The organism is Rhizobium esperanzae, assembly GCF_002204185.1.
GTDB classification, from domain to species: Bacteria; Pseudomonadota; Alphaproteobacteria; order Rhizobiales; family Rhizobiaceae; genus Rhizobium; species Rhizobium esperanzae.
The window spans coordinates 409,669-429,536 of sequence record NZ_MXPU01000003.1; the positions used below are offsets into that span (position 1 = coordinate 409,669).

Here is a 19,868-nt window from a genome sequence, read left to right on the forward strand (position 1 = left end):
CTGCCCGAAACGGATTGCCGAATATATCGGGAAGTGTCGAAAATCGACATTGTCAATCGATCAAACCGGCGTATATTTATTAGCCGGGCAATCAAACATCCCACACGACCTTTACGATTTCAATAACTTGGGAAGATTAGCCACCAGGCCGACGCCCGTAGACTGATGAAAGCAGAATAAAACAAGAAAATGGATTCCACGATCATCATGATCAACCTGTTCGGAGCCGTGGCGCTGCTGCTGTTCGGCCTCGCGCAGGTGAAGGACGGCGTGTCCAGGGCCTTCGGCGCCCGGCTGAGAACGGGGCTGGCGACCGGCACGCGCGGCGGCCTTCGCTCATTCCTGTCGGGACTGGTTGCGACCGTCGCGCTGCAGAGCTCGACGGCAACAGCGCTGATGACCGCCTCCTTCGTCGAACGTGATCTGATCAAGCCGCGCATGGCCCAGATCGTCCTGCTCGGCGCCAATGTCGGCACGGCGGTCACTGCATGGATCGTCGCGACCGGCATCGAATGGCTCTCCCCGCTCCTGATCCTCTCCGGCATGGTGCTTTACCGCGGCCGCTCCAGCACCCGCCAGGGCGGCGGCGCAGCGCTGATCGGCATCGGCCTGATGCTGTTGTCGCTGCATCTGCTGAGCCTTGCGACGGAGCCGATGCGCGCCTCACCCGCTCTCGCCGCTTTCATCAGCCTTCTGGATGGCGCTCTGCCGGTGGCGCTCCTCTTCTCGGCAGTGCTCGCCTTCGTCTCATCGTCCAGCCTGGCGGTGGTGGTGCTCATCCTGTCGCTCGCCTCGGCCGGCCTGATCTCTGCCGAACTCGTGATCGTGCTCGTGCTCGGCGCCAATCTCGGCGGCGCGATACCGCCCGTCGTCGCGACGATGTCCGGGCCGGTTTCGGCGCGACGCGTCACGTTCGGCAATCTCGCCGTCCGTGCGCTCGGCTGCATCATCGCCTTGCCTCTCGCGGACTACGGCGCGGAATTCATCCAGATGCTGCCCTTCGGACCGTCAAAGCTCCCAGTCGATGCGCATCTGCTCTTCAATGTTCTGCTCGCCGCCCTCGCCTGGCCCTTTTCGAGGCCGCTCGCCACGCTGATGACTCGCCTGGTTCCGGATCAGGCCGAGCCGGAGACGGCTCCGAAATATCTGGACGCCCATGAGCTTTCGACGCCCGTCATTGCTTTGACCAGCGCCACCCGCGAAGTGCTCGGCATCGGCGACCTCATCGAGCGCATGCTGATCCGGGTCTCCGAGGCCTTCGAAGGCAATGACTCTTCCAAGCTTTCCGAAATCGCGACCCTTGAAGAGCGCGTCGACAGGCTGCAGCAGGCGGTGAAGGTTTATCTCTCGAAGCTCGGCCGCGAGGGGCTCAGCGACGAAAACGCCCGCCGCTCGATCGTTGTCATCGATTATGCCATCAATCTCGAACATATGGGCGACATCATCGAGAAAGGCTTGCTGGAGCAGGTATCGAAGAAGATCTCGCTTGGGCTCAGGTTTTCCGACGACGGTCATCAGGAATTGCGTAAGCTGTTCGACCTGACGATCGACAATCTTCGTGTCGCTCAGACGATCTTCGTCACTCGCGATTTCAATCTTGCGCGTCAGATGATGGAGACAAAGGTGGAGGTCCGGCGCATGGAGAAACAGTCGGCCGAACACCATCTGGAGCGCCTGCGTGACGGACGCGCCGACAGTCTGCAGACAAGCTCGCTGCATCTCGATATGCTGCGTGACCTGAAGAGGATCAACGCGCACATCGTCTCGGTGGCGCATCCGATCCTGGATGAAAGCGGCCTTCTGATCGAAAGCCGCGTGCGTGCCGTCGCGGAGTGACGGTCAGTCGGCCGAAGGCAGGCGGCGCATGGTGAATTCGATCTGGTCACCGTCGAGCTGACGCCAGCTTTCCACCTCGGTCCAATAGGCGGCTTTCGGATATTCGTCGAACCATTCGCGCGCCTTGGCGCGGGCGTCGAGGAGGCCGAGGCAATATGTCTCACGCACAAAATGGTCTTTCTTACGGGGAGGATTTTCCGCCCGGTGTCTCGCCATTCTGCGCTTCAGGCCGTCGAAGGACGGAGGTCCTGGAATTTTTGCCATCAACCCTACCTCTGTCGAAAAGATAGTATCGAAACCCTTGTTTTGCGAGTCGAATCTCGATGCCCTGGCCGCAGCTTGGCGAGAGGCGGCGCCGCCTGCTAGATGTGGCGGGCAACAAGGAATGAGCGAGTCGCATCCTGAACGGATGCCGGCCGCGGAGGCGTGACATGGAAAGACCGGAACTGCCAATCGGCTTGCCTGAGGATATCGAAGAGAAGAAGACGGCCGCCCGCAACTGGTTCGAAGGACTGCGCGATACGATCTGCGCCTCCTTCGAAGCTCTTGAAGACGAGCTGCAAGGCCCCCTCTCCGATCAGGAGCCAGGCCGCTTCGTCGTCAAGGACTGGTCGCGTGAAGAAGGCGCTGGCGGCGGTGGCCGCATGTCGATGATGGAAGGCCGCGTCTTCGAGAAGGTCGGTGTCCATACCTCAACGGTCCATGGCGAATTCTCTCCGGAGTTCCGGGCGCAGATACCGGGCGCCCAGGACGACCCGCGCTTCTGGGCCTCGGGCATTTCGCTGATCGCCCATCCCGTTAACCCCAATGTTCCCACGGTGCATATGAACACCCGCATGGTGGTCACATCAAGCCGCTGGTTCGGGGGTGGTGCCGATCTGACGCCGGTGCTGTCGCGCCGCCGCACCCAGGACGACGAGGACAGCCAGCTTTTCCACAAGGCCATGGAGATCGCCTGCCGCAATCACGCCGTCGCTGATTACGACGCTTACAAGGCCTGGTGCGACGACTATTTCTTCCTGAAGCACCGCAACGAGCCTCGCGGCATCGGCGGCATCTTCTATGACTGGCTGCATTCGAGCGAAGAAGCCGGCGGCTGGGATGCCGATTTCGCCTTCACGCGGGATGTCGGCAGGGCTTTCGCCATGGTCTATCCGAAGATCGTTCGCTCCAACTTCAACAAGCTATGGACGGAAGCCGACCGCGACGAACAATTGATCCGCCGAGGCCGTTACGTCGAATTCAATCTGCTGTATGATCGCGGCACGATCTTCGGCCTGAAGACCGGCGGCAACGTCGAATCCATTCTCTCGTCACTGCCTCCGGTGGTGCGCTGGCCGTGAGACTGTAAAAACTCATCGATAATTCGAGCTGAGGGACCTTCATAAAAATTCAGTGAGTCCTAACTTTATATGTACGTGCGTAACAATCGGAGGAGGATTGTCATGACGACAACAAGCGGCTCGCCTGCGTCCACGGATGCCCAGGAAACATTCCGTGCAATCGACACACCCGAGTTCCTGATCCGCATTGCCGAGAAACTGCGGGCCAAGAGTGGCTCCGATCTGCCGTTGTCCTGCTTCATCGAGCAGGTCAAGCTGCAACTCGCCGGCGGAAAGTCGCCGGAGGATCTGCAGAATGACGCAGCCAACAGCAACACGCCCGGCCATCTCTCGGAAACCTACAAAGCTTGGGCAATGCCCGACTGAAGCACCTTCTCCGGTCGCCACCTCCTGCCGGCCGGAACCTTCTCTTCGCACGTACATTTCATCAATCGCGTGAAAGCGCGATGGCCGTTGCGTTCCAGACAGAGGAGAAAACCATGCGACTTTTCGAATGCGGCACGCTCGTTCCCGGCTGCGCCTGGCACACCCGGGCGGATAATGACGCAGAGGTGGTTCGCCGCGCCGTCGAGCACCTGAAGACTGCTCACGGCGAAACGATCATACGCGAAAACATGGTTGATAACATCAAGGCACGCATCCGCGACGAAGCCACCGCCGCCTGACGGCCGGTGACCGAGTCCTGGCAACAAGGGAGCCGCGCCGCATCCATCCGATGCGACGCGATGTCGGCTATTGCGCTCGTTCCTGCAGCCGGGCGAGGAGCGCCGTCCGATCGGAGGTGAAATTTTCCTCCACCCACTGATTTTCCAGCACCGCAAGCAGTTCGCCGACGCGAGGGCCAGATGCGACACCGGCCGCAAGCACGTCGGCGCCATTCAGAGGAAACTGCGGCTTCTTCCAGTTCGCGGCCTGATCCATGAGCTTGCCGAGCCGCGCCGAACGCGCCATTTCGCCAAGATCGCCCTCAGCCTTGCCGCGCGCAACGGCAAGCGCTAGCTTCAGCCGCGTCGTTATGCCGTCGGGGCCGTTGCGGTAAAGTAGCCGTTCGAAAGCGGCCGGCGAGATTTCGTCGTTGACCGGCGCCGCCGTCGCCCAGGCCTTGAGAGTGGCCGCTTCCGCATTGGAGAGTTTCAGCCGGGCCGCAAGCGCCTCCAACCGCGCCTCATCGGGCGGTACGATCGCCATCAGGCGCAGCAGCGGATCGGGCGCCCAGCCGAGCGCCCTCTCGGTGGCGACAAGCGAAGGGATGGCATCGATCCCCCAACGTTCCGATTCCGGCAGAATTTCCGTCAAGACCGCCACCTGCCGCATCCAGAGGAGTGCCCGGCCGGGATCGGCAGCACCGAGCAGTTTTCTGAGCTCCGACCAGACGCGTTCGGCCGACAGCATCTTCAGTTTCGACCGCGCCGCCGCACAGGCCTTCAGGCCCTCCGCATCGGGACGCCCGGAGCCGTAATAGGCAAAAAAACGGAAGAAGCGCAGAATGCGCAGATGGTCCTCGGCGATACGCCTTGCCGCATCGCCGATGAAGCGGATGTTGCGCGTTTCGATATCGGCAAGTCCGCCGACGAGATCGACCACTTCGCCCTCGGCATCTGCATAGAGCGCGTTGATTGTCAGATCCCGCCGTTCGGCGTCGGCCTTCCAGTCGGTGCTGAAAGCGACCTTGGCGTGGCGCCCATCGGTTTCCACATCGGTACGCAGCGTCGTCACCTCGAAAGGCTTGCCATCGATGACGAGCGTCACCGTGCCGTGCTGCAATCCTGTCGGCACTGCCTTGACGCCGGCCGCCGCCGCCCGCTCGATGACGATTTCAGGCCTCAGCGTCGTGGCGATGTCGATGTCGCTGACCGGCAGGCCCATCAGGCTGTTGCGCACCGCGCCGCCGACCACTCGCCCTTCCCCCTCATCGGCATTGAGAAGCGCAAGGACCCGGCCGAGGGCCGGATCGCGGAACCATGCTTGGTCGGCAATGCCGGTCATGCATAAAGCCTTTCGTAGAGCGTGCGGACGATGCCGGCGGTGATGCCCCAGATCATCCTGGTTTCATAGGGCATGCGGTAGAAATGCCGGTCGATGCCGTCGATGACGCGCCTGTCGCGGCGGTGATTGGCCGGGTTCATCAGGAAGGAAAGCGGCACCTCGAACACGTCGTCCACCTCGGCCGGGTTCAGCCTCAGCGCGAAACCCGGCTCGACGACCCCGAGCACCGGCGTAATGCGGAAACCGGTCGAGGCGAGATAGTTCGGCAGTCTGCCGACCGTCTCGACGAAGGAGCCGGCCAGGCCGATCTCCTCCTCCGTCTCGCGGATCGCCGCCATTTCCGGCGAGATATCGGCCGGATCGATCGAGCCGCCGGGAAAGGCGATCTGGCCGGAATGTTTGCGTAGCGTCGTCGTGCGCTTGGTGAAGATCACATGCGCTTCCTCGCCGTCGTCGACGACAGGCACAAGCACGGCGGCGTCGCGCAGCTTGAAGGTCGCCACCTCCTCCACGATATCAGGATTGAGGACATGGTCGCCGTGATCGCGCCAGGCATGGTCCACCGGCCCGCCATTCTGGTTGAGCGCGCGGCGGCGGAATTCGGCTGCTGAGAACAGCGGATAACGTTGGGCGATCGCATCGTTCATCGGCTAAGTGCATCCAGTTCATCGGCCGGCATGACGGGGAAGACCTCGCCGGCAGAGCAGATCGCAAACATCGCCCGCCCCTCCACGTCGAGCGTCTCGCCGAGCGCGACCAGTTCATACATTACCGCACGTGACACCAGCGCCTCCAGCCGCCCGCGAACGTGCAGATAGGGTTTCAATTCGGTATTCTCGCCCGCAATGGCAAAGCGCAGCCGATGCTCTCCTCCCGCCTCGACGACATCGCCGACATTGGTGCGGAACGTCAGCACCTGGCGGCCCTCTCGTTCCGTCACGCTCATCTCCACGGCGATGAACGGCGCGTCGACGACCCTGATCCTCACCTTTTCCACAGGAGTTACGAGATAGGTCTTCTCGTCCTCATCCTTGCGCAGAACCGTCGAAAACAGCCGCACCAGAGCCGGTCGGCCGATCGGCGTACCCATGTAGAACCAGGTGCCGTCGGCCCTGATCTCCATGTCGATATCGCCGCAAAAAGGCGGATTCCACCGCTCGACCGGCGGTAGCCCGCGTTTTTTACCGCTGTTTTCGGCGGAGGCGCGCGAGATCAGCGCGGCAAGCCCCGCCGCATCCGCCTGTCCGCTGATTTCTTCGGCTGCCATTCTTCCGTCCCGGTTTGTCCTTAACGAAGTGAAGTCACGAGATAGTCATTCGTAACGAACTTGTCAGCCCGTCGCATCTCCATAACTCTATCGAGTATGAGGCAGATGTATAAGTCCGCCGATTCGCTGCCGAATGATTTCAGCCGTTGGAGATGCCCGTGGGTATGATGAAGACCGAAGCCAGCCTCGATGAAAAGGCGATCGTCGCCGCAGCCGAAAGGGCGCTCTCCGATATCGCCGCCATCCGCGGGGAAGTCTCGAAAGTGATCTTCGGTCAGGAGAGCGTCGTCGAGAACACCATCCTCGCTGTGCTGTCAGGCGGTCATGCCCTGCTTGTCGGCGTCCCCGGCCTTGCCAAGACCAGGCTGGTGACGACGCTCGGCGAGGTGCTGGGCCTTGCCGCCAACCGCATCCAGTTCACGCCCGACCTGATGCCTTCGGATATTCTCGGCTCCGAAGTGATGGATCAGGACGACAGCGGCCGCCGTTCCTTCCGTTTCGTCAACGGCCCGGTCTTTGCCCAGCTCCTGATGGCCGACGAAATCAACCGCGCCTCGCCGCGCACCCAGTCGGCACTTTTGCAGGCGATGCAGGAATATCACATCACGATCGCCGGCCAGCGCTATGACCTGCCGGCTCCCTTCCATGTGCTCGCCACCCAGAACCCGCTGGAGCAGGAAGGCACCTATCCCCTGCCCGAGGCCCAGCTCGACCGCTTCCTGCTGCAGGTCGACGTCAACTATCCCGAGCTCGCCGCCGAACGCCAGATCCTGCTCGAGACGACAGGCCTCAGCGAAACCCGGCCGGAAGCGATCATAGACGCGCAGCGGCTGATCGAAATCCAGGCTCTGGTGCGCCAGATGCCGGTCAGCGAGACCGTCGTCGACGCCATCCTTTCGCTGGTTCGCTCCGCCCGCCCCGGCCAGGGCAATGCCTCGACCGACAAGAACGTCGCTTGGGGTCCAGGCCCGCGCGCCGGCCAGGCGATGATGCTCTGCGCCCGCGCCCGCGCGCTTTATGAAGGCCGCCTCGCGCCCTCCCTCGACGATATCTTCGCGCTTGCCGAACCCATTCTCCAGCACCGCATGGCGCTGACTTTCGCTGCCCGCGCCGAAGGCATGTCGGTGCGCGACGTCATCGCCGGACTGGTCAGGCAGGCAAAGGGATAAGGAAGCCGGACGCGTGGCACCTATCGGACAGACCGTCAACCCGACGTCAGGCAGCGATGCCCTTTCCCGCGCCAGGCAGCGGGCCTCCCTGATGCCGGACTGCCTGGTGGAAGCCAAGCGCATCGCCAATACGGTGATTGCCGGCTGGCACGGCCGCCGCAAGCGCGGCATCGGCGAGAATTTCTGGCAGTTCCGACCCTATGCCGAAGGTGAAAGCCTGTCGCGCATCGATTGGCGCCGCTCCGCCCGCGACGATCATACCTATGTGCGGGAGCGCGAATGGGAGGCAGCGCACACGATCTGGCTCTGGTGCGACATGTCGCCTTCGATGATGTACAAGTCGAGCTACGGCAGCGTCTCCAAGGAAAGCCGGGCGCTGGTCGTGATGCTGGCGCTTGCTGAAATCCTCGCCCGCTCCGGCGAGCGCATCGGCTGCCCCGGCATTATGGAACCTGTCTCCACCCGTAATGCCGCCGAACGCCTCGCAGCCGCGCTCATGCACGCGCCGCTGACCGGCGGACTGCCGGAAACAGCGATGATCCGCGGCTGGAGTGACCTCGTGCTCATCGGCGATTTCCTCGACGACGCTCCTGTTATCATGGAGCGGCTCGGCCCGCTTGCCCGCCGTGGCCTGCACGGCCATGTGGTCGAGATAGCAGATCCCGCCGAAGAGATCTTTCCCTATAGCGGCCGCACCGAATTCATCGATCCGGAGACCGGCGCCAAGCTGATTTCCGGCCGCGCCGAACACGTCCGCGAGACCTATCGCAACGCCTACCTCGCCCGTAGGGACAGCCTCGGCCAGTCGCTGCGCCATCTCGGCTGGACCTTTACAACCCACCGCACCGATCATCTTGCCTCGGAGGCGCTGGTCGCGGTCCACATGTACCTGTCCGGCATGCCGGCCAAGGCAACGCATGGAGGGCTGCTATGAACGCCCTTCCCTTCGCTTTCGCCTATCCCGCCATTCTCGGCGCCCTCATAGCCTTGCCGGTCATCTGGTGGCTGTTGCGGCTGACACCGCCACGCCCGAAAACGGAGGTCTTTCCGCCGCTGAAGATCCTTGCATCGGTATTGAAGCGCGAGGAAACACCGGCGCAAAGCCCCTGGTGGCTGACGCTTCTGCGCATGCTGCTCGCCGCCATCATCATCCTTGCGATTGCCGATCCTGTCTTCAATCCGCGCACCAATTCGCTTGCATCGGGTGGCCCGCTCGTCCTCTTCGTCGACAACAGCTGGGCGGCATCGCCCGATTGGGAGCGTCGCGTTCAGACCGCCGACGCGCTGGTGGACGATGCCGAATCCGCCGGCACGCCGGTAGCGGTCGCCTTCACCGCCGATCCCACCAACGATGCCGTGCCCGGCACCGCAGCCAGCGCCCGCGACAAGCTGCGGGCTGCCGAGCCGCGGCCGCTGGTCCCCGATCGCGAGCGCGCCTTCCAGGCGCTGCGGGCAGCGCTCAACGGCGTCAAGCCCGGTACCCTCGCCTTCCTGACCGACGGCGCCGCCGCCAAGGCCGATGATCTGACGGTGCGCAGGCTTGCCGAACTCCAGCCCGCCGATCTGCGCCTGATCGAGGGCGATGCCATGAAGACGGTTGCCGTCACCGCGGCCAGCAATGCGGCCGACGCGATGACGGTCAAGGTCACGCGGCTCGACAGTTCGCGCCCCGCATCCGTGGCGCTGAACGCCGTCGATGCCCAGGGCCGCTCGATCGCCAACGGCAGGGTGGATTTCCGGCCCGGCCAGAGCGTCGCCACGAGTTCGATCACCGCTCCCTTCGAGATGCGCAACGATTTCGCCCGCATCAGCGTCGACAACGGCGCGACGGCAGGCGCGGTCCACCTTCTCGACGACGCGTTCAAGCGGCGCCGCGTCGTCCTGCTGTCCGGTACCGGAGCCGATGAATTCCAGCCGCTGCTCTCGCCGCTCTACTACATCCAGCGGGCGCTGCAGCCCTATGCGGACATCATCCAGCCCAGCGATTCCGATCTGGCGGTCGCGATACCGAAACTTCTCGCCAGCAACCCTTCGATCATCATCATGGCCGATATCGGTCGCCTGCCGGAGGAGACCTACGAGCCTCTGACACGCTGGATATCGAATGGTGGCATGCTCCTGCGTTTCGCCGGCCCGCGCATGGCGGCGGCACCTGCCGACGATCCGCTCATTCCCGTTATCCTACGCCAGGGAGAACGAGCGCTGGGCGGCACCTTGTCCTGGAGCGAACCGCAGTCGCTGGCCGAATTTCCGAGCATCGGCCCCTTCGCGGGCATACCGCGTCCCGCCGATGTCGTGGTCAAACGGCAGGTGCTCGCCGAGCCGACACCCGACCTTGCCGAACGCACCTGGGCAAGCCTCGCCGACGGCACGCCACTGGTCACGATGAAGCAGCTGGCATCCGGCCAGATCGTCCTCTTCCACGTCACAGCGGAAGCGACCTGGTCCGATCTGCCGATCTCGGGCACTTTCGTCGATATGCTGCGTCACCTCCTGCAGATATCGCGCTCAGGCGGTGTGACGTCCGAGGCGCGCAGCAGCGCGCGTGTCTCCGAGACCCTTCCGCCCTACCGCATGCTGACGGCCAAGGGTGTGCTCGTTTCCGAGACTGGCTCGGCGCGACCTCTGATCCCCAGGGCCGGAGCCGAACCGACGGCGAATTTCGATAATCCGCCCGGCCTCTACGGTTCGGAAGATGGTTTCACCTCATTGAACGTGCTGCCCGAGAACGCCGAACTGAAGCCGCTCGATACCGCTGGAACCAATGCCGTGCGCGAAGGCTTGATCGGCGGCGAAAGCTGGTCGGCAAAGCCGGCTCTTTTCCTGGTCGCCTTTCTGCTGCTGCTCGCCGACAGCCTGATCGTCCTTTTCATGAACGGCGCTTTCTCGCGATTGCGCCCGGCCGCTCGCGCCGTGGGCGTGATCGCGGTCGTACTCGGCGCAGGCTTCCTGCTGCAGCCCGGCACACTTCACGCCAACGACTCCCGGCCCGATGACGACCTCATTCTGGAGAGGCTTGACAACACGCATCTCGCCTATGTCGTCACCGGCGAGCAGGAAGTCGACAATATATCCGAGCGCGGCCTTGAGGGCTTGACCCAGTTCCTGACCTTCCGCACGACGCTGGAGCCGGCGCCGCCCGTCGGCCTTGACCTCACCAGGGACGAACTCACCTTCTATCCGATCATCTATTGGCCGGTGTCGGCAACGGCGCCGATGCCGTCATCGGCCGCGATCAGCCGCATCGACGCCTATATGCGCAACGGCGGCACTGTGCTTTTCGACACGCGCGACCAGCTCAGCGCTCTGGACAATGGCGGCGATGTCAGCGCCAACGGTCAGCGGCTGCAGGAAATCCTCGCCAATCTCGATATCCCGCCGCTCGAACCGGTCCCCTCGGATCACGTGCTGACGAAATCCTTCTATCTCCTGTCGAGCTTTCCCGGCCGCTATGCCGGCAGCCCGCTTTGGATCGAGGCCCGGCAAGGTGGCCGAGAAACGACCGAAAAATCGGCGGCGACGGCCGACGGGGTTTCGCCGATCCTGATCACCGGCAATGATTTCGCCGGCGCCTGGGCAGTCGACGAAAACGGTACGCCGATGCTGCCGACTGTGCCCTCGGATGAAGGGCAGCGTGAATATGCCTACCGGGCCGGCGTCAACATCATGATGTACATGCTGACCGGCAACTACAAGACCGACCAGGTCCACGTTCCCGACCTCCTCGAACGGTTAGGGCAATGAGATGACCTTCGATTTTTCACCCTTCCTGCCCTGGCCGATCCTAGCGGCACTGGCCGCCGCCAGTGCTTTCATCGCCGCCTTTGCGATCTTCCGCGGCATTCGCGGCGCCTGGATCAGGACACTGGCCGCCCTCGCCCTGCTGAGCGCCCTTGCCAACCCCGTACTGCTGCAGGAGGATCGCGATCAGCTGTCGACGATCGTCCCCGTCATCGTCGACCGAAGCCAAAGCCAGCAGACACCCGAGCGCATGAAGATGACCGATGACGCGCTTGCGGCATTGAAAGGGCAGCTTGCCCGCTTCCCCCAGATAGAACCCCGCTTCGTCGAAGTCGAAGGCGACGTCAATTCCGACGTTCCGTCCACCCGCCTGTTCGATGCGCTGGCAGCCAACATCGCCGATGTGCCGGCCGCCCGCATCGGCGGCGCCATCATGCTGACAGACGGTGAAGTCCATGATGTCCCGGCCGCCAATCAGGCGCTTGGCTTCGATGCGCCGATCCATGGTCTCGTCACCGGCAAGCCCAAGGAATTCGACCGTCGCATCGAAGTCATCAAGGGACCGCGCTTCGGCATCGTCAACGAGGAGCAGCAGGTCGTCCTGCGCGTCTTCGACGATGGTCCGAGCCCCGGCGGCACGGCCGACGTCACGGTGAAGCTGAACGGCGACGAGATCGCTACCTTGCAGGCAACGCCCGGTCAGGATACGCCTTTCTCCTTCAAGGTGCCGGCTGGCGGCAGCAACGTGCTCGAATTCTCCGTCGCCGCGCTTCCCGGCGAAGTCACCACCGCCAACAACCGCGCCGTCCACGTCATTGACGGCATTCGCCAGAATCTGCGCGTCCTGCTCGTCTCCGGCGAACCGCATGCCGGCGAGCGCGCTTGGCGCAACCTCCTGAAATCCGACGCCTCGGTCGATCTCGTTCACTTCACCATTCTGCGTCCGCCGGAAAAGCAGGACGGCACGCCGATCAACGAGCTGTCGCTGATCGCCTTCCCGACGCGTGAACTTTTCATCGACAAGATCAAGGATTTCGACCTGATCATCTTCGACCGCTATCAGGACCGCGCCAACGTGCTGCCCATGCTTTACTATGACAACATCGCCCAGTACGTGGAGAACGGCGGCGCGCTGTTGATCGCCGCCGGTCCGGAACACGCGAGTCCAGAGTCGATCGCGATGACGCCGCTCGCCTCTGTGCTGCCGGCAGAGCCGACCGGCCGGATGATCGAAAAGGCCTTCTATCCTCGCCTCTCCGAGGAAGGGCGCAAGCATCCGGTCACACGCGGCTTGGACGGCTCCGGCGAGGACCCGCCGCATTGGGGCCGCTGGTTCCGCAGCGTCGATGTCGAACGGCCGCAGGGCGAAACGATCATGGTTGGCGCCGACAACCATCCGTTGCTGGTGCTGAACCGCGCCGGCCAAGGCCGCGTCGCCATGCTGCTTTCCGATCAGGGCTGGCTCTGGGCGCGCGGCTTCGAAGGCGGCGGTCCAAATGTCTCGCTGTATCGCCGCATCGCTCATTGGCTAATGAAGGAACCAGCGCTCGAGGAAGAAGCGTTGACGGCGCGCGCCTCCGGCCGAACGCTTGAAGTCACGCGCCAGACGATCGGCGACAATCCTGGTAACGCCACCGTGCGTTACCCCTCCGGCAAGACCGAAAGCCTGCCGCTCACCCAGACGGAACCGGGGCTCTACAAGGCCGAAAAACGCATGAACGAAGTCGGCCTCTTCGAAATCCGTAACGGCAAGTTATCGACGCTTGTGCACATCGGCGCTGTCGATGCGCCCGAATTCAAGGCGATGATCTCGACGACCGAAGTGCTGAAGCCTGTCGTCGACAGGAGCAAAGGTCTCGTGACCCGTGTCGCCAGCGAAAAGGGCGCAATCAGCGTTCCGCCGATCCTGCCGGTGCGCGGTCAGGTCCGCGTCTCCGATAACGAGCGTATGATGATCCGCATGACCAACGAAACGGTCCTGAAGGGAATCAACACGCTGCCGCTCTTTGCCGGCTTCGCCGGCGTCGGCATCCTGCTGCTCGCTTTCGGCGCCATGTGGTGGCGCGAAGGGCGATAGTCGCATGCCGGAGTTCGAGCTCACGGCATCGCCTTCGGCTGGGGAACTCGCGGCAATCACCGATGCGCTCTCGGCCTTCAATAACAGCGATGTCGGCCCTTCGGACCGCCAGCCGCTCGCCGTCCTCATCCGCGATACCGCCGGCAATGTGACCGGCGGCCTGTCGGGCTTTACCGCCTGGGGCTGGCTCTTTACCCAAATGCTTTATATCCCCGATACGCTGCGCGGGACGGGCATAGCCGGCAAGATCCTAGCAATGGCGGAAGACGAGGCCAAGGCGCGAGGATGTCGTGGCGCCTGGATCGATACCTTCAACCCGCAGGCTCTCCGCGCCTATCTGCGCCAGGGTTATGAAATCTTCGGCGAGCTTGAGGATCTCCCGGAAGGCCGCACCCGCAGCTTCCTCCGGAAAAATCTCTGATCATCCGCGCCAGGCGATTATGCCTTTCAGCCGCTCGTGCACATCCTCGGCGATCGGAACGACCAGCACCCGGCCGGGATCGACGGGACCTGGAAAGGCAAGCGCGTTATAGGCCACCTTCTCGAAGCCGAGCGGGCCGTAATAGGGCGGATCGCCGACCAGGATGACGGCTTCCGAACCCTTCCGCCGCGCAGCTTCCACTGCGATCCGCACCAGTTCCCGGCCGATACCGATATTTTTGTGCGAGGGTCGAACGGCAAGCGGGCCAAGAAGATGCCCCTTCACCGTGCCGGCCAGCACCGGCGTCATGCGCACGGAGGCGATCGTCTCGCCATCGTCGGCGCAGATAAAGGAAAGCGACAGATCATGCGGCCCCTGCTCGCGGATGCGCGCGGCGGCACGCGTGAACCGGCCCGGACCGAAGGCTTCTTCATTGATGTGTTCGATGGCGGCGTCGTGGGACGCGTCTTCGGTGAGGTAGACGAGATCGTGCTTGTACATGATGACAGAAACCGGTTGGACAGATTGATGGGTCTCGAACACGCCTTCGGCGTTCGGAGCATCAGCGTCGTCGTAGGTTTCTGGAAATGAACATCAGACAGGCGTTCCTCAAATCGTGAAAAGGCCGATAGCAGGAAAAATTTCCGCCGTCCAACGCAAAATGCACACCCGATCCTGCTGGCGCGGGGGCGTGACGCACTGTTCAATCTTTACCGCCTGCAAAGCCCCACTATCTCAGCTAACGTCAATTCCAACACGCCAATCAAGGGAATGAAGATCATGGGAATGCTTGTGGACGGCGTCTGGCATGACGTCTGGTACGACACGAAGGAGAGCAAGGGCCACTTCAAACGGCAGCCCTCGCAATTTCGCAACTGGGTGACGGCAGACGGCGAGGCTGGGCCTTCCGGAAGCGGCGGCTTCAAGGCCGAGGCCGGGCGGTATCATCTCTATGTCTCTCTCGCCTGCCCTTGGGCCCATCGCACCTTGATCTTCCGCAAGCTGAAGAAGCTGGAGGAGCTGATTTCGGTTTCTGTCGTGGATCCACTGATGCTCGAGAATGGCTGGGAGTTCAAGATCGGTGACGGCGCTACCGGCGATCATCTCTTTGGCGCTGGGACACTCTGGCAGATCTACGTCAAGGCGGATCCGCACTATTCCGGCCGTGTTACCGTTCCCGTCCTCTGGGACAAGCAGACCGGCACGATCGTCAATAACGAGTCGGCCGAGATCATCCGCATGTTCAACAGCGCCTTCGACGGGCTCACGGGTTCGAAGGCCAATTTCTATCCGGAGGATCTCCGTGCCGAGATCGACACGCTGAACGCCACCGTCTACGACACTGTCAACAACGGCGTCTACAAGGCGGGCTTTGCCACAACTCAAGAAGCTTACGAGGAAAATGTCGGCAAACTGTTCGAAACACTCGATATTCTCGACCAACGCCTGGGCAAGGGCCGCTACCTTTTCGGCGACAGATTGACCGAGGCTGATTGGCGCCTCTTCACCACGCTGGTGCGTTTCGACTCGGTCTATGTCGGCCACTTCAAGTGCAACATCCGCCGCATCGCTGATTATCGCAATCTGCCCGGCTATCTCAGGGATCTCTATCAGACGGCAGGTGTTGCCGAGACGGTAAACCTGCAGCACATCAAGCAGCACTACTACCGCAGTCACAAGACGATCAACCCGACCGGCATCGTCCCCATCGGCCCGGCGCTCGATCTCGACAGCCCGCATGGCCGCGCTACAGCGCCGCGCGTCTTTTTAGACGCGCAAAGGACGCTGTAGAAAAAATTGCTGCATAATTTACTCTAAATCGATTCCGACTTAGGAATTATGCAGCGGGTTGAATGCAGCCTGAAGCTTCTCACCAGCGGTGGTCTGGCTCCTGCTCGCCCCGAAGCTCGGCGAGGCGGCGATACGTCGCCTCGGTCGTGCCCTCGGGCAGGCTGTCGAGCGAAAAGAACCCGCTGTCGGAAATCTCCCAATCCGGCGGCCGCGGTGCCGTCTGCTCGACGGTTACGCGATAGAATACAACGTGGTCGCGCCGGGTGGTCGTGGTGTTGAAATAGACCTGGACCAGCTGCGGTTTTCCAATGATTCTGAGGTTGCCCTCCTCGCGCAGTTCCTTGATCAGCGCTTCTTCGGCCGTCTCGTTGCGTTCCAGCCCGCCGCCGGGCATATGCCAGCCGCCGATATAGCTGTGGCGCACGAGAAAGATCCGGCCGTCCGCATCGAAGCAGGCGGCCCTGACCCCCATCGTCATGCCGCGGGCGAAGGAGAAATAGACATGCAGGAGGCGCAGGGCCAACCTGATGTGAGGGGGCCGCTTCTCTTTATCCACCATCGTCCCGTTTCGGCTCTTCATCGCGCCGGATGTGTTTGAATTGTCAATAAGCTGGTCTATGTCTCGTAGCATGTTCAAGCTCGCGCATATTTCCGACGTCCACCTCGGACCACTGCCTCCTCTTTCCATTCAAGAGCTGTTTTCCAAACGCATAACCGGCTTTGTGAACTGGCATCGAAATCGACGCAAGCACCTTTTCGCCAGCACGCTGGATCTGCTTCTCGATGACATCCGCGCCCATCAGGCCGATCATTTGGCCGTTACCGGCGACCTCGTCAACCTGGCGAGCGGCATCGAGATCCGCGCCGCCGCCGCCTGGCTACGCGCGCTCGGCGATCCCGCCGACACCTCGGTCGTTCCCGGCAATCATGACGCCTATGTGCCGGGTGCCTATGAGAAATCGATGCGCGCCTGGTACGATTATGTCCGCGGCGATCTCGCCTCGCCGCAATGGCAGGAAGACCGCCGCATCTTTCCCTATCTGCGTGTCCGCGACAAAGTTGCGATCGTCGGCTGCTCCACGGCCGTCGCCACGCCCCCTTTCGCCGCCTCCGGCTTTTTCAGCGCCCGCCAGGCCCGCGACACGGTCAACATGCTGCGCGCGGCCGGCGAAGCCGGTCTCTTCCGCGTCGTCATGATCCATCATCCGCCGATCCGCGGCGCCACCGCCTTCCACAAACGCATGATCGGCATCCGCCGCTTCGCGGCCGTGATTTCGACCGGCGGCGCCGAGCTCGTGCTGCACGGCCACACGCATCTGAATACGCTGCACTGGCTGCGCGGCCAAGTGCAGCCGGTGCCTGTCGTCGGCATCGCGTCGGCCTCGCAGGGGCCGGGCAGCATAAAGCCGCCGGCCGCCTACAACCTCTTTTCCATCGACGGCTCTCCGGGCGCCTGGGAACTCACCGGCGAGCGCTTCAGCCTGAACAGGACAGGCGATGCGATGATGCCGGAAAGCGTCGATATTTTCGCGCCTTAGCGCTGACTTCGGACTCTGTTTATGCGGCACTTGAATCAATCTCGCAAAGCGCGTTGCAACCGTCGCAACATTTGTCATGGAGGCAGCCTACCCTCTTGGTATTTTTACCGGTAAGCGTACAATCCAACCGACTGCATCGCCTCAGAACGGAGCCGCCAATGACTTCCCCCTTCCATCGCCTGTGCAGAACAACACTTGCCGCCGGCTTTGTCTTCGGCATGGCAAACGCCGCCTTCGCGGTCGGCGACAGCAACGACGACACCAATCCGCCGCCGAAGACGCAGACGACCAAGACCTGCACCGGCGGCAAGGTCTGGGACAAGGCCAAGAAGGAATGCGTCACTCCGAAGAAGAACAGCTTCAACGACGACGATCTCTATAAGTTCGCCCGCGAATTCGCCTATGCCGGCCAGTATGAGAATGCCATCGCCGTGCTCAATCTTGCTCTTAATCAGAACGACCCCCGCATTCTGAACTATCTTGGCTATGCCAACCGCAAGGCCGGTCGCATGGAGCTCGGCATGTCCTATTACCGCAAGGCATTGCAGGCGGATGAGAATTATATTCTCGCCCGCTCCTACATGGGCATGGCACTGGTGGAACAAGGAGACATCCAGGGAGCGCGCGTCCAGCTCGTCGAAATTCGCGACCGCGGCGGCGAAGACACCTGGGCCTACCGCGCTCTGCTGCAAAGTTTGAACGGTTACAAGACATATTGACGCAAGCTTTGCGGGCTAGATTGGGAAAACCCCTTGGGAAAGGGGATAGGATGACCGAATGCTTGCGAAGTGCAGTGGATTTGCTTCATAAAGCATCTGCATCTCCGGTGCCAAAAAAGCCGGTTTCGCGTCCGATGGCGAAGCTTTCGTCCGCGAAACCATTGTGAATGCTTCTTGGATAGACAATGCGTCAGCCCGCAACGACCACCGACCTCCGGCGTGATCTCGTCGGCCTTCTGCCCCACCTTCGCCGCTTCGCGATCACGCTCGCGGGCGAAGCGACCGTGGCCGACGAACTTGTCCAAGCCGTCTGTCTGCGCGCCATTGCCAGGGGGCATCAGTGGAATGGCGAGGGCCGACTGGAAAGCTGGATCTACACGCTTGCCCGCCAGCAGTGGACGGAGGACAGCCGCAAGCGGAAGCCGAAGGCGTCGGCACGCGGCAACGTCACCGATATCAGAGAGGCTGCGCGTGAACGCTCGGCCTCGGTCGATCCCGACGCCATCCATCGCATGATCGCCGAAATGCCGGAGGGCGTTTCCTCGATCTTCCTGCTCGTCGATGTCGAAGGTCACAGCTATCAGCAGGCGGCCGACATCATGGGCATTTCGACGGCAAGCGTCGTCTCCCAGCTGGCCACCGCAAGGCTGCATTTCGCCGGACTTGCCGGCACCCACCCCATCCACAGGTACTGAATTGCTCGATCTTAGGAAATTGCCGCTCGAAGCCCAGCTCACCGCCCTTCTCGACGGCGAGGTCTCTCCCGAACAGCGGCACGAACTGGAACAGCGCCTGGCTAGCGACGAGAACGCGCGGCGTCTGCATGAAAAGCTGCGCCATGGCGCCGATTTCGGCCGCCGCCGCCTGGACGATGTCCTAAAGGAGCCGGTGCCGCTCGCCCTCGTCCGCTCGATCAAGAGCACGCAGCCGCCAAAGACTCCGATCACCCAGCGCGCCATACGCCCCCAGGTGAAACTGGCTCCAAGCGGCCCACAGGCGCTGGCAGCCGCTCTGATCCTGTTCGTCGTCGGTTGTGGCATTGGCTATTTTGCCGCCACAACCCCGGATGCCGACGAGATCGCCACCACGGCCGCCACGGCGCCCGCCAATACCAATGACTGGCTCGGCGACGTCACCGCCTATCAACGCCTGCTGATCCGCCAGCCCCGTCACCTCGTCGAAGTGCCGGCCTCACAGGCCGAAGAAATCTCCAGCTGGCTGACGACCGCCATCGGTGTGCCTTTCCGTGTGCCGGATCTCAGCGCCGAATCCTGGACCTTCCAGGGTGCCCGCGTCATCCTCGGCGACAACCGGCCTGTCGGTCAGCTCGTCTATTCCAACAGCGACGGCGACATCATCTCCATCTGCTTTCGGAAGGACGCGCAGCCGCCTGAGACCGACGACTTCAAGGAAACGATCAAGGACGAGATTGGCCTGGTCACCTGGCACAATGCCGGCACCTCCTATGTTCTCGCCGGCCCCTCCGCCGAAGCCAACCTCGGCCAGCTCGCCATGAAAATCGCCACCGCGATCTGATCGGCAGGTCGTCGGCAGATCGACGATTTGACGAGATAGGAAAATCGACGTTCAGCGCCAGCGGCCCCCTCATCCGCCTGCCGGCACCTTCTCCCAGCTGGGGAGAAGAGACTCGCGGCGACGGTCTCGGCTTCCCCTTCTCCCCGGCGGGGAGCAACCATGTTTCATTTTTGCTGGTATTGTGGCGTCCATTCGGTCTTTCGAGAGAGGATTGTGTTGGCGAGAACGATGAGTTTGCGTGCGACGGCTATGACGGCGCACAGGTGATCCTTTCCGTTCTGACGCAAGCGGGCGTAGAAAGAGGCGAGATCCGGATTGTGCCGGGTTGCCGTAAACGCGCACATGAACAGGCTCTTTCGCAGGCGTTCGCGACCACCCTGGATGCGGCGTCTGCCATGATATTTTCCGCTATCATCGTCATAGGGTGCGACGCCGGCAAGGGCG

Annotated in this window: 21 protein-coding genes; 14 read left to right on the forward strand and 7 right to left on the reverse strand. The window is 62.5% G+C overall.

Going from position 1 to position 19,868, the window contains the following annotated elements:
- The first annotated feature begins 189 nt into the window (after positions 1 to 189).
- Entirely contained in the window at positions 190 to 1,836 is a 1,647-nt protein-coding gene (locus B5E41_RS06365; protein ID WP_088391937.1) for a Na/Pi cotransporter family protein, read from the forward strand.
- A gap of 3 nt (positions 1,837 to 1,839) precedes the next feature.
- Here the strand turns inward: B5E41_RS06365 and B5E41_RS06370 are convergent, their stop codons facing one another.
- Complete coding sequence (locus B5E41_RS06370; protein ID WP_008530742.1) at positions 1,840 to 2,100, reverse strand: hypothetical protein; 261 nt, start codon at positions 2,098 to 2,100, stop codon at positions 1,840 to 1,842.
- 167 nt (positions 2,101 to 2,267) lie between these two features.
- Between B5E41_RS06370 and hemF the strand changes: the two genes are divergently transcribed.
- The 3 genes from hemF (at position 2,268) to B5E41_RS06385 (ending at position 3,844) form a co-directional block, all read left to right on the forward strand.
- On the forward strand, positions 2,268 to 3,179 hold the full coding sequence (hemF, locus tag B5E41_RS06375) for an oxygen-dependent coproporphyrinogen oxidase (RefSeq protein WP_088391939.1): 912 nt from the start codon (positions 2,268 to 2,270) through the stop codon (positions 3,177 to 3,179).
- A 102-nt stretch (positions 3,180 to 3,281) separates the two neighbouring features.
- Entirely contained in the window at positions 3,282 to 3,545 is a 264-nt protein-coding gene (locus B5E41_RS06380; protein WP_088391941.1) for a hypothetical protein, read from the forward strand.
- A 113-nt stretch (positions 3,546 to 3,658) separates the two neighbouring features.
- Positions 3,659 to 3,844, forward strand: coding sequence for a DUF1059 domain-containing protein (locus B5E41_RS06385; protein ID WP_064806262.1), 186 nt, complete (start codon positions 3,659 to 3,661; stop codon positions 3,842 to 3,844).
- A gap of 67 nt (positions 3,845 to 3,911) precedes the next feature.
- Here the strand turns inward: B5E41_RS06385 and B5E41_RS06390 are convergent, their stop codons facing one another.
- The 3 genes from B5E41_RS06390 to B5E41_RS06400 are packed head-to-tail and all read right to left on the reverse strand — an operon-like array spanning position 3,912 to position 6,432.
- Complete coding sequence (locus B5E41_RS06390; RefSeq protein WP_088391943.1) at positions 3,912 to 5,165, reverse strand: CCA tRNA nucleotidyltransferase; 1,254 nt, start codon at positions 5,163 to 5,165, stop codon at positions 3,912 to 3,914.
- A complete protein-coding gene (locus tag B5E41_RS06395; protein WP_088391945.1) occupies positions 5,162 to 5,812 on the reverse strand; it encodes a CoA pyrophosphatase in 651 nt (216 codons plus the stop codon). Before B5E41_RS06395 ends, B5E41_RS06390 begins: the two co-directional genes overlap by 4 nt.
- Positions 5,809 to 6,432, reverse strand: coding sequence for a DUF1285 domain-containing protein (locus tag B5E41_RS06400; RefSeq protein ID WP_088391947.1), 624 nt, complete (start codon positions 6,430 to 6,432; stop codon positions 5,809 to 5,811). Before B5E41_RS06400 ends, B5E41_RS06395 begins: the two co-directional genes overlap by 4 nt.
- A gap of 158 nt (positions 6,433 to 6,590) precedes the next feature.
- Between B5E41_RS06400 and B5E41_RS06405 the strand changes: the two genes are divergently transcribed.
- Genes B5E41_RS06405 through B5E41_RS06425 form a run of 5 tightly spaced genes read left to right on the forward strand, consistent with a single transcriptional unit; the run spans position 6,591 to position 13,840 of the window.
- Positions 6,591 to 7,601 (forward strand): AAA family ATPase, encoded by a 1,011-nt coding sequence (locus B5E41_RS06405; protein WP_088391949.1) that lies wholly within the window; start codon positions 6,591 to 6,593, stop codon positions 7,599 to 7,601.
- A 13-nt stretch (positions 7,602 to 7,614) separates the two neighbouring features.
- A complete protein-coding gene (locus B5E41_RS06410; RefSeq protein WP_064804114.1) occupies positions 7,615 to 8,535 on the forward strand; it encodes a DUF58 domain-containing protein in 921 nt (306 codons plus the stop codon).
- Positions 8,532 to 11,345, forward strand: a complete 2,814-nt coding sequence (locus B5E41_RS06415; RefSeq protein ID WP_088391951.1) for a DUF4159 domain-containing protein — start codon at positions 8,532 to 8,534, stop codon at positions 11,343 to 11,345. The genes B5E41_RS06410 and B5E41_RS06415 overlap by 4 nt, the downstream gene beginning before the upstream one ends.
- A 1-nt stretch (position 11,346) precedes the next feature.
- Positions 11,347 to 13,419, forward strand: a complete 2,073-nt coding sequence (locus B5E41_RS06420) for a hypothetical protein (RefSeq protein ID WP_088391953.1) — start codon at positions 11,347 to 11,349, stop codon at positions 13,417 to 13,419.
- Between the two features lie 4 nt (positions 13,420 to 13,423).
- On the forward strand, positions 13,424 to 13,840 hold the full coding sequence (locus tag B5E41_RS06425; RefSeq protein ID WP_088391955.1) for a GNAT family N-acetyltransferase: 417 nt from the start codon (positions 13,424 to 13,426) through the stop codon (positions 13,838 to 13,840).
- Here B5E41_RS06425 and B5E41_RS06430 read toward each other — a convergent pair whose 3' ends face one another.
- Positions 13,841 to 14,341: a GNAT family N-acetyltransferase gene (locus tag B5E41_RS06430; protein ID WP_245303058.1), complete on the reverse strand. Its 501-nt coding sequence runs from the start codon at positions 14,339 to 14,341 to the stop codon at positions 13,841 to 13,843.
- Positions 14,342 to 14,620: 279 nt separating this feature from the next.
- On the opposite strand from B5E41_RS06430, the gene B5E41_RS06435 reads away from it, so the two are divergent.
- Positions 14,621 to 15,631 carry a glutathione S-transferase family protein gene (locus B5E41_RS06435; protein ID WP_088391959.1) on the forward strand — a complete coding sequence of 337 codons (1,011 nt, stop codon included), beginning with the start codon at positions 14,621 to 14,623 and terminating at the stop codon, positions 15,629 to 15,631.
- A 79-nt stretch (positions 15,632 to 15,710) separates the two neighbouring features.
- Here B5E41_RS06435 and B5E41_RS06440 read toward each other — a convergent pair whose 3' ends face one another.
- Positions 15,711 to 16,190 (reverse strand): NUDIX domain-containing protein, encoded by a 480-nt coding sequence (locus B5E41_RS06440; protein WP_064804125.1) that lies wholly within the window; start codon positions 16,188 to 16,190, stop codon positions 15,711 to 15,713.
- A gap of 70 nt (positions 16,191 to 16,260) precedes the next feature.
- Between B5E41_RS06440 and B5E41_RS06445 the strand changes: the two genes are divergently transcribed.
- The 4 genes from B5E41_RS06445 (at position 16,261) to B5E41_RS06460 (ending at position 19,424) form a co-directional block, all read left to right on the forward strand.
- Complete coding sequence (locus tag B5E41_RS06445; RefSeq protein WP_088391961.1) at positions 16,261 to 17,169, forward strand: metallophosphoesterase family protein; 909 nt, start codon at positions 16,261 to 16,263, stop codon at positions 17,167 to 17,169.
- Positions 17,170 to 17,327: 158 nt separating this feature from the next.
- Positions 17,328 to 17,888, forward strand: a complete 561-nt coding sequence (locus B5E41_RS06450) for a tetratricopeptide repeat protein (protein WP_088391963.1) — start codon at positions 17,328 to 17,330, stop codon at positions 17,886 to 17,888.
- A 185-nt stretch (positions 17,889 to 18,073) separates the two neighbouring features.
- A complete protein-coding gene (locus B5E41_RS06455; RefSeq protein WP_088391965.1) occupies positions 18,074 to 18,583 on the forward strand; it encodes an RNA polymerase sigma factor in 510 nt (169 codons plus the stop codon).
- A 1-nt stretch (position 18,584) separates the two neighbouring features.
- Complete coding sequence (locus tag B5E41_RS06460) at positions 18,585 to 19,424, forward strand: anti-sigma factor family protein (RefSeq protein WP_088391967.1); 840 nt, start codon at positions 18,585 to 18,587, stop codon at positions 19,422 to 19,424.
- A gap of 164 nt (positions 19,425 to 19,588) precedes the next feature.
- Here B5E41_RS06460 and B5E41_RS06465 read toward each other — a convergent pair.
- Positions 19,589 to 19,868 (reverse strand): transposase (locus B5E41_RS06465; protein ID WP_141098746.1); only part of this gene is annotated, 280 nt, incomplete at its 5' end.